The organism is Paenibacillus sp. N119s (genome assembly GCF_059447605.1).
Genome location: NZ_JCAJRU010000194.1, coordinates 1 through 9,869, shown reverse-complemented (window position 1 = coordinate 9,869; position 9,869 = coordinate 1). Strand labels below are relative to the sequence as shown.

The 9,869-nt window shown below is 46.9% G+C and carries 7 protein-coding genes and 1 pseudogene; all 8 read left to right on the top strand.

All coding sequences use genetic code 11. From position 1 onward, the window contains the following. The first annotated feature begins 85 nt into the window (after positions 1-85). Positions 86-2,062, top strand: a complete 1,977-nt coding sequence (locus tag AC5V8P_RS19245; RefSeq protein ID WP_064797238.1) for a cbb3-type cytochrome c oxidase subunit I — start codon at positions 86-88, stop codon at positions 2,060-2,062. Then, positions 2,062-2,670 carry a cytochrome o ubiquinol oxidase subunit III gene (gene cyoC, locus AC5V8P_RS19240; RefSeq protein WP_063210371.1) on the top strand — a complete coding sequence of 203 codons (609 nt, stop codon included), beginning with the start codon at positions 2,062-2,064 and terminating at the stop codon, positions 2,668-2,670. The genes AC5V8P_RS19245 and cyoC overlap by 1 nt, the downstream gene beginning before the upstream one ends. Then, positions 2,671-3,006, top strand: a complete 336-nt coding sequence (cyoD, locus tag AC5V8P_RS19235; RefSeq protein WP_063210373.1) for a cytochrome o ubiquinol oxidase subunit IV — start codon at positions 2,671-2,673, stop codon at positions 3,004-3,006. Positions 3,007-3,187: 181 nt separating this feature from the next. Beyond that, on the top strand, positions 3,188-4,312 hold the full coding sequence (locus AC5V8P_RS19230) for an NADH:flavin oxidoreductase (protein WP_064797237.1): 1,125 nt from the start codon (positions 3,188-3,190) through the stop codon (positions 4,310-4,312). Positions 4,313-4,413: 101 nt separating this feature from the next. Continuing rightward, positions 4,414-4,782: an ArsR/SmtB family transcription factor gene (locus AC5V8P_RS19225; RefSeq protein WP_007432172.1), complete on the top strand. Its 369-nt coding sequence runs from the start codon at positions 4,414-4,416 to the stop codon at positions 4,780-4,782. A 186-nt stretch (positions 4,783-4,968) separates the two neighbouring features. Continuing rightward, positions 4,969-7,362: a heavy metal translocating P-type ATPase gene (locus AC5V8P_RS19220; RefSeq protein ID WP_064797236.1), complete on the top strand. Its 2,394-nt coding sequence runs from the start codon at positions 4,969-4,971 to the stop codon at positions 7,360-7,362. A gap of 305 nt (positions 7,363-7,667) precedes the next feature. Continuing rightward, positions 7,668-9,119 carry a hypothetical protein gene (locus AC5V8P_RS19215; RefSeq protein ID WP_064797235.1) on the top strand — a complete coding sequence of 484 codons (1,452 nt, stop codon included), beginning with the start codon at positions 7,668-7,670 and terminating at the stop codon, positions 9,117-9,119. Between the two features lie 311 nt (positions 9,120-9,430). Beyond that, positions 9,431-9,869 (top strand): annotated as a pseudogene (locus AC5V8P_RS19210) (heavy metal translocating P-type ATPase); the annotation flags it as partial.

Genomic DNA, 9,869 nt, shown 5'->3' with positions numbered 1-9,869 from the left:
GGCACAGAAGAGCATGCTGAAATGGACATGAGTCATATGAATATGAGCGGACACAATTAAATGATTATAGGGAAGGAGGCCCCCAATGCTTGACAAAATAAAAGAGTTTGCATCCACTTTCTTCGTTACTGGAGACCCGATGATCTATGGAGCGGACGTTTCCATCGCACTAGCAACGATCGGGATCGTGTTTGTGCTCACTTATTTCAAAAAATGGGGCTGGCTTTGGAAAAACTGGTTGACTACGGTTGACCATAAAAAAGTCGGTATTATGTATATTCTTGCGGCCATCTTGATGTTATTCCGCGGAGGCGTGGATGCATTATTGATGCGTATTCAACTTGCTACACCGGATGTGACACTCCTGCATCCTGAGCATTACAACCAGATTTTCACCACTCACGGCACAATCATGATCTTGTTTATGGCGATGCCGTTAATGTTTGGTTTGTTTAATATCGCCGTGCCCCTGCAAATTGGTGCGCGCGACGTTGCGTTTCCTTTCCTGAACGCATTGAGCTTCTGGCTCTTCTTTATGGGTGCGATGTTGTTCAACTTGTCCTTCGTAATCGGCGGTTCGCCAGATGCAGGCTGGTTGAGTTATCCACCGCTTTCAGAACTACAATTTAGTCCTGGCGTCGGTCAGAACTTCTATATCTGGGGGATTCAGATTTCCGGTATAGGTTCATTGGCTACAGGGATCAACTTTATTGTTACCATTATTAAAATGCGTGCACCTGGTATGACATGGATGAAAATGCCTGTCTTTACGTGGTCCGTATTTTCATCATGTGTTATTATCATTTTCGCGTTCCCGATTCTGACGGTTACTTTAGCATTGCTCTTCCTTGACCGCTTCGGAGGGGGACACTTCTTTACCCTTGATTTCGGCGGTAACCCGATGATGTATATCAACTTGATCTGGATGTGGGGTCACCCTGAGGTATACATTGTAGTATTGCCTGCTTTCGGTATTTATTCCGAGGTCATCAGCGTATTCTCCAAAAAGAAATTGTTTGGTTACAAATCCATGGTTTACGCCATGTTCATTATTGCGATCCTGTCCTTCTTCACGTGGGCGCATCACTTCTTCACGATGGGATCAGGCGCAGACGTTAATGCATTCTTTGCGATTTCGACAATGGTTATCGCAATACCGACAGGGGTTAAAGTATTTAACTGGCTGTTCACGATGTATCGGGGTAAGCTCGAATTTAAAACTCCGATGATGTGGTCTATTGCATTTATTCCGAACTTCCTGATTGCAGGTTTGACAGGCGTTATGTTGTCTGTAGCACCCGCAGACTTCCAGTTCCATAACAGTTACTTCCTGATCGCTCACTTTCACTCCGCTCTGATCGGTGGGGTAGTGTTCGGTTACCTGGCAGGTCTGTACTACTGGTGGCCTAAAATGTTCGGTTTCACATTGCCTGAAACGCCTGGTAAATGGGCTTTCTGGTTCTGGAATATTGGTTTCTATGTATGTTTCATTCCGCAATATTCCCTCGGTCTGATGGGTATGACACGTCGTCTGAGCACTTACGGCTGGGATACTGGCTGGCAGCCGCTTAACATGGTGTCAACTGTTGGGGCATTCCTGATGGGGATCGGTTTCTTGTTCCAGGTTCTTCAAATTCTTCTGGGTATCAAAAATTACCGCAAGCTGAAGGATACAACTGGCGACCCTTGGGGTGGTCATACGCTCGAATGGTCGATTCCTTCACCTGCACCCGAATACAATTTTGCTACCATTCCGCAAGTAGAAGAACGCGATGACTGGTGGGCAGAAAAAGATAAACGTGCAAAAGGTATTTTCAGAAAGCAACCGCCAATTGAAGCGATTCATATGCCGAAGAACTCGGCGATTCCATTCATTATGTCGGTATTCTTTTTCATTGCAGGTTTCGGATTCGTATTTGGATGGTCGTTCTTCTATATTCCAGGGCTGATCGGCGTGGCAATTTGTATGATTTGCCGTTCGTTCTTCTCCTATGATAGCGACTACTATATCCCTGCGGATGAAGTAAAACGCACGGAAGCGGCAATAAGGGGGTCTGTATAATGGCACAAGCTGCAGCACATCACAGCCATGATCATGACCACGGGCATCACGATCCGCAAGAATTGAAGATGCTTGGTTTTTGGATCTTCCTCGTAACGGACGTTATCCTGTTCAGTACCTTGTTCGCAACCTTCGTTGTCCTTCGGAATAACACAGCCGGAGGACCAGGTGGCGCAGAGCTGTTTAACATGACGGGCGTTATTATTGAAACGTTCCTCTTGCTCACAAGCAGCTTCACAAGTGGTCTGGCTGTGTTGGCTATGAACAAAGGAAGCATGAAGGGGTTAATCAGCTGGTTAATCGTGACGGCGATCCTGGGTCTTGGTTTTATCGGTTTTGAAGTTTACGAGTTTATTGAAATGGTACACGAAGGAGCTAATTACGGAACCAGTGCGTTCCTGTCGGCATTCTTCACACTGGTCGGTACACACGGACTTCACGTTTCCTTGGGTCTGGTATGGATGATTGGACTCATGTTCCAAGTGAAAAAACGTGGGCTTATCCCTGAAACAAAGGGTAAAGTTTCGGCATTGAGCTTGTACTGGCACTTTTTGGACGCTGTCTGGATCTTCTTGCTGACAGTTGTCTATTTGATGGGGGTGATGTAGATGGCACAGCATCAATCAGGAGCAGGTTCGCATGGTCATGATGATTCTCACGGTTCAGTGAAGTCCTATGTTATCGGGTTTATTCTGTCCATCGTCCTGACCATCATTCCTCTTTTCGTGGTGATGAATCATATGTTGAGCCGCACTTCGACTATGGTTGTTATTTTAGCCGCGGCAGTGCTGCAATTTCTGGTTCAGCTATTCTTCTTCATGCACATCCGTGAAAGCAATGGACCACGTTGGAATGTTATGACTTTGATCTTTGGTATAGTGATCCTGTTGACTGTCGTTGGCGGTTCTGTATGGATTATGGAATACAACATGGTAGCACACTAATAAAAACACACTAGTTTTAGATAAGAGGGAGCGGCTTGAGGCCGCTTCTTCTTTTTTGTAAAAAGCCTGCCTAAAATTAAACTGTGGCTTCTTGAACTATAGTTTATAAGTGTGTAAAATGGAATTGTATAACAGAAGAGTGGAAAAGATAATAATAATCATTGAGAGTGAGGAAAACGTCATGAACACCGAAATATTGTTTAAACCTTTTAAGTTAGGTAACTTCTCTCTTCCCAATCGGATTGTTATGGCTCCCATGACACGGAATTTTTCTCCTCAAGGTATTCCAGGGCCTGAGGTTGCCGCATATTATCGGCGCCGAGCGGAAAATGCTGTTGGATTGATTATTACGGAGGGAACGGCTATTCATCATCCCGCAGCTGTGGAACACACAAGCATCCCTAATTTTTATGGTGAGGGGTTAAAGGGCTGGGCCAAGGTAGTAGAGGAAGTCCATGCAGCAGGCGGCAAAATTATACCGCAACTTTGGCATGTGGGCACAGCCCGCAAAATAGGTGCGGATAACCAGCCGAATCCCGAGGCATTGCCTGTCGGCCCTTCAGGTATTTCTCCCGCTGGTGAAAAGGTAGTTGAGCCATTGACGGAGGCGGAAATTGCGGATATCATTGCAGCCTTTGCTCAGGCCGCTGCCGATGCCAAGCGAGTGGGGTTTGACGGCATTGAGCTTCATGGAGCACATGGCTATCTGATAGACCAATTTTTCTGGGACAAAACGAATAAGCGTACCGATCAATATGGAGGCGATTTAGTTCAGCGTACCCGGTTTGCAGTCGAGGTCATTGAAGCTTGTCGCCGTGCAGTAGGCCCGGATTTTCCAATTGTACTGCGATTCTCCCAGTGGAAGATGTACCATTATGGAGAGAAGCTGGCACAGACACCACAGGAACTTGAACAGTTCCTTGCTCCATTGGTACAAGCCGGGGTGGATGTATTCCATTGTTCAAGCCGTCGTTTCTGGGAACCTGAATTTGAAGGGTCAGATCTAAACCTGGCAGCTTGGACTAAAAAGATAACAGGCAAGCCGGTTATTACAGTAGGATCGATTGGTTTGGAGAAGGCCTTTTTGAGTGATTTGGAAAATAACAATAATCGTCAGGCTGAGCAATCCGGTAATGTAGAGGCCAGATTGGAACAACTTGTGGAGCTAGTAGAACGAGAGGAAGTTGATCTGGTTGCAGTTGGACGTGCATTGCTGGTTGATCCGGCATTTGCGGTAAAGCTACGTGATCAACAGATAAAAGAAATAATTCCTTACAATGATGAGGTATTAAAAACGTTGAATTAAGCAAATTTCAGTTACAGGGCAAGCTGTAATTTAAGCTATTCGTAAATTCTACGAATTTGCTATAATAAGAGCATCAAGTCGAAACACACGGGGTGAAAAGGATGAATTCTGAAACGGAAGCTTTGGATTGCGAGCCGGCTTGTCACGGTTCAGACCAGGAAATTGAGCGCATAAAATCTTCCCTAGTTGAGGATTCCATCGCATACAAAATGTCGGAGCTGTTTAAAGCGCTGGGTGATCCGACACGAATCAAACTGATTTATGCCCTGGCCCAAAAGGAACTGTGTGTTCATGATTTAACACAGGTGTTGAACATGGGGCAATCTGCGGTATCCCACCAGCTTCGTTATTTGCGCAACCTGCGTATTGTCAAACGACGCAAGGAAGGCAAGACAGTGTTTTATTCACTGGATGATAATCATGTGGAGCAGATTTTTTTGCAAACCCATCAGCACATATCACATCAATGATTTTTGACAAACCAACAAGTAGGGCGCCAAGCAATTGGCGCTCTTTTGGTGTTGACTCTGAGTTTTGATTTTTATCGTTAAAAAGGGCTATTATCATTGACTTTTACCCCTAAACCTGAATATAATGACCTTAACAAATAATATATGAACAGTTGCTCATATATAGCTAATTGGAGGCCAATTATTATGGATGCTCTAAAAAGAAATGAACGACATGAATGGATTTTGGAAGGTTTGGATTGCGCTAACTGTGCTTTAAAGATTGAAAATGGAGTCAGTAAGATAGAAGGGGTCCTGGATTGCTCGGTCAATTTTGTCACAAAAACGTTGACGATGACCACAAATTCGGATCAACAAGAAGAGATTTTCCGCCAAACAGAACGGAAGATTAACAGACTTGAGCCTCATGTTCGGATGGTTGCCAAAAATGCTGGTGGACGCTTGCGTGAGGACAGTCGAAGTGACGCTGGTGCAGTAGAAACAAGCTGCGCAGAGGACTGCGCGTGCGGTCATGAGCATGATGATGAAGGACATAATCACAATGACGGAAAGCATGCTGCTCACAGTCATGGTGGCCATAGCCATAAAGCACACGGCGCGCACGATGGGCACGATCATGGTAATCATGCTCACATGCATCACAATCACCATGCAGTGCACGATCATGGTGAAGCTGACCATGCTCATTCTCATTCGCATGATCATGGTACGGACGGTATGCGCCGTATGATTGCACGTTTGTCCATAGGTGCGATTATTGCCGCTGTCGCCTGGTGGTTACCTGTCGAAGGTGTAGGCAAGCTGGCTCTATTTTTAGTAGCATACATCATCGTTGGCGGTGATGTTGTCTTGCAGGCTGTGCGCAGCTTGGTGCGTGGAATGGCCTTTGACGAGTACTTCCTGATGACGCTGGCTACTGTAGGCGCATTTGCTATTGGGGAATATCCCGAAGGCGTGGCTGTCATGTTCTTTTATCAAATTGGAGAGCTATTCCAGGGTATTGCAGTTAACCGTTCACGCAAGTCCATCAGTGATTTGATGGATATTAGACCGGACTATGCCAACTTGAAGACCGCTGAGTCCGTACGGAAGGTTTCCCCAGAGGAGGTTCGCGTCGGAGATCTGATCGTGATCAAGCCGGGGGAGAAAATTCCGCTGGATGGTAAGGTTGTAGAAGGCAAGTCGCATGTCGATACCTCGGCGTTGACCGGTGAATCTGTGCCTCGTACCGTTGAGCCGGGAAGCAGCGTGATGAGTGGATTTGTGAATACGAATGGACTTCTGACGGTAGAGGTCAGCAAAGAATTTAGTGAATCCGCCGTCTCTAAAATTCTGGAACTGGTGCAAAATGCGAGTGCCAAAAAAGCACCGACGGAAAAGTTTATCACAAAATTTTCTCGGTATTATACCCCTGTAGTGGTTATTGTAGCGTTGCTGCTGGCAGTTGTTCCCCCGCTTGTTATGCCGGGTGCACTGTTTGCAGATTGGTTATATCGTGCGCTTGTTTTCCTTGTTATTTCTTGTCCGTGTGCGCTGGTAGTGTCTATTCCACTGGGCTTCTTCGGCGGGATCGGGGCTGCCTCCCGTTCAGGTGTGCTGATCAAGGGCGGGAATTACCTTGAAGCTCTGAATCATGTGAAATACGCTGTTTTTGATAAAACAGGTACGCTCACCAAAGGTGTTTTCCACGTGACAGGAATTTATCCTGCCGAATCTTTTACCAAGGAAAGCCTGCTGGAGACCGCTGCATTGGCTGAGATGCACTCCACGCATCCTATCGCTGCGTCCCTGCGGGAAGCTTATGGTCATGAACTTCAACCGGAGCGAGTTCAGCAATATAGCGAAATATCCGGCCACGGGATTCAGGCCCAAATAGATGGGCGTCTAGTATTGGCTGGAAACGCTAAGCTGATGGAACGGGAGCATGTTGCTTTGAATGCAGGGCAGCAAGCAGGATCACTGGATGAAGGAACGGTTGTACATGTGGCTGTAGATGGAACGTATGCCGGGTGTATTCTGATATCGGATGAGGTCAAGGAAGACGCGGCCAAGACGATTGCTTCCCTGAAAAAGCTAGGGGTGGTAAAAACCATCATGCTAACAGGCGACAATCGGACAGTTGCCGAGGCTGTAGGACGTCAGCTAGGTCTGGATGAAGTACGGGCAGAGCTGTTGCCTCAGCATAAAGCCGAAGCCATTGAGCAGTTGTCTGCAAGTAAAAAAACGAGCGATAAGATTCTGTTTGTAGGCGATGGAATTAATGATACGCCTGTGCTTGCTTTGGCAGATGTCGGTGTAGCGATGGGCGGTTTGGGCTCAGATGCAGCGATTGAGGCAGCAGATATCGTAATCATGAACGATGAGCCTTCAAGGCTGGTGACGGCGATTCATATTGCCCAACGCACGCGCCGTATCGTATGGCAAAACATTATATTTGCGCTAGGTGTCAAAGCTGTATTTCTCACATTAGGCGCATTTGGTATTGCTACCATGTGGGAGGCTGTATTCTCTGATGTAGGTGTAACACTATTAGCCGTATTAAATGTGATGCGTGTGCTAAAGGTTGGTTCTGACAAATAAACAGGAAACACCCCCGTTAACATTGGATGTAGCATCCTATGAAAAAGGGGGTGTTTTTTATAGCTGACTTTTTTGTATAGACATGTGTGCGATCGGCAGTGTAGCGATTTATTTCGGCATACATAGGAGTTGTACAGAGATGTATAAATATGGGGAGGGCCTAATACGTTTAAGGTAGGGACTTTACAAGTAAAGTCCATGTAACATTCAGTTGTTCAGTAATGAGTAAGCGTTTTCTTGAATTGGAGGGGGACTCGAATTCCGGGTGCCAACTTCCTGACGAAAGAAAGGATGGATTAATAAGCATGGAGGCTAAACTGATGCATGTATTCGCAGAGCTGTTGGGTAGCATAAACAGCCGGGATTGCAACGTTCCAGAGCCAGATATGGAGTCTGCTGCACGGAGATTGGCTATGGAGACGCTAAGAGCAGGAAGCCAGCAAGTATCTGCTGCACAGGAGGAAGATCCATTGGGCTGGCTGGTTGGTTTAGCTGAGCAGGGGGCCATCAGTCGAGCGGAGGCCTTGCTGGCTGTAAGCCCGGAATTACTTGGAGAATCGATGTTGAATCACGGCAACGATATGGGGCAGGCCATGGGCACATTACTGCAATGGAGCGATGAATACAGGCACACCTTCATACGGCTTTATGCTGACGCCCCTGCACGTATAAGTCGTAAAAGTACAGAGGAAGCCTCAGAAATAGGCAGTCTTGATGGTTATAGTCTCCTACATGGTCCCTTGTCGCAAGCATCCGGCCGCGTGAGGGAATTATGCTATGCCTATCTGGACGTGGCGGAGTCGGGACAAAAGGTTTATGCTCCTGACGGGAAGCCTGATCCCATTCTTATCCCCGGTTCCCGTGCATCCGAAACGTACACAACATTTAATAAAGCATCGGGTTTGCCTGGAGTATGTGAACACCTGTCCCGACGGATCATTGGACTGCTGGAAACAGAGTACGAAGGTTTGTTTGAGTTGCTGGACGGATTGCCGTTGACTATAGCTTTGACTGAGCAGAACAATGCAGTGGGCATCGGAAGCCTGCAAGATATGCAGTTGGAGGCCCTGCTGCGTGCAGCGTTGCGAAGCATGCGACAGGGAGGGGAACCACGGCTGGAGATTATGGTGCGCAATCCGGCTGACGCAAACCAGTTCCAGACCATCCGAGACTGGATTGACGGCGTGGCCGAGCAAACGTTGTGCGGCCGTCTGCGGTGCGTTCCATATCGGGTAGGCGTGCTTATGACGGTGGATACAAATTTGGTGCCTAATGCAGGCCAAATATGGAATGAACAATCTGCACAGTCAGGGAAGTCGGCCAATGCCGATAACATATCCGAGGTGAGCACATGGCAGACCAAGCAGGCGGCTCAGGCCGCAGATTTGGCGCGTTTTGCCGACACGGTCATTTTAGAAGTCATAACATCGCCAGCTTCCCATGGTAGCGAAGCTGGCGAACAGTTAATTCCAGCCTCTACTCATGGGCATGAGAGTGCTAATGATACGATAAAACACATAGTGGAAGCTGTTCGGCGTATAAAGCCTGAGCTTCCTGTATGGGTGGCGATAGATGAAATTCACCCGTCTCTAGACGGCATTAGGATCTGGGAAAATGAGCTGACGGGCGTCATTTGTTCAGACCCTGCAATTCCAGCTATACGCCTTGCCGCTGCCCGTTGGAGACTGCAACAGCAAACCAACCAACAACATATTGCAGGGACCACACATACCCATGCGTGGAAGTTTCCGCTTTAGCCTGAAGGTAATCTGAATTCAAGTGGTTGAGTGCTTTGAAATGTAGAGGTACCCGCGTTGTTTGCGCGGGTATTTTTTTATTTTAGGGGATTGCCAGTTTACAAGCGGAAAAGAAAGGGTATATAATAAAACAAAAGTTTCTCTAAACCAAAATAATTGTATATATGCAAAAATGATTATCATTCTCATTGCCAAACATGCTGCTTCGGGCTTCCCGTAGCAGCATGTGCTATTTTAAGGCACTTAACAATGGATATCATTCTCAATGAAATTCAAGTACAAAGACTAAAAAAGGAAAGGAACGTGACATGATGCAAGCAGTTCAACGACTACAAGATACATTGTCTCCCTCTAACCGGGCACTCACAAAAAACAGTGGCAGCGGACGGCCTGGTCCGAATCGCAAACCGCAATTTCAGTTTAAAAGCATGCTGAAAAATAAGGAGATGCAAGCTGCTCTAGGCAGTGGAATGCTAATGCTGATGGCATGGGGGGTGTCACATTGGTGGCAATGGCTATCCGTCATTCTCTATGTAGTGTCTTATGCCCTTGGAGGCTGGTCCAAAGCCAAGGAAGGGATTGAAACCCTGATCCGGGAACATGATTTGGATGTTAATTTACTTATGATCGCTGCGTCTTTAGGAGCTGCGGCTATTGGCTACTGGAATGAAGGAGCCATGCTGATCTTTATTTTTGCACTCAGTGGTGCGCTGGAGAGCTATACCACCGAGCGCAGCAGTAAGGATATTT

What these genes read in the sequence shown, in the direction of transcription:
- AC5V8P_RS19245 (WP_064797238.1), top strand. Translation starts at nt 86, where the DNA reads ATGCTTGACAAAATAAAAGAGTTTGCATCCACTTTCTTCGTTACTGGA.
- cyoC (WP_063210371.1), top strand. Translation starts at nt 2,062, where the DNA reads ATGGCACAAGCTGCAGCACATCACAGCCATGATCATGACCACGGGCAT.
- cyoD (WP_063210373.1), top strand. Translation starts at nt 2,671, where the DNA reads ATGGCACAGCATCAATCAGGAGCAGGTTCGCATGGTCATGATGATTCT.
- AC5V8P_RS19230 (WP_064797237.1), top strand. Translation starts at nt 3,188, where the DNA reads ATGAACACCGAAATATTGTTTAAACCTTTTAAGTTAGGTAACTTCTCT.
- AC5V8P_RS19225 (WP_007432172.1), top strand. Translation starts at nt 4,414, where the DNA reads ATGAATTCTGAAACGGAAGCTTTGGATTGCGAGCCGGCTTGTCACGGT.
- AC5V8P_RS19220 (WP_064797236.1), top strand. Translation starts at nt 4,969, where the DNA reads ATGGATGCTCTAAAAAGAAATGAACGACATGAATGGATTTTGGAAGGT.
- AC5V8P_RS19215 (WP_064797235.1), top strand. Translation starts at nt 7,668, where the DNA reads ATGGAGGCTAAACTGATGCATGTATTCGCAGAGCTGTTGGGTAGCATA.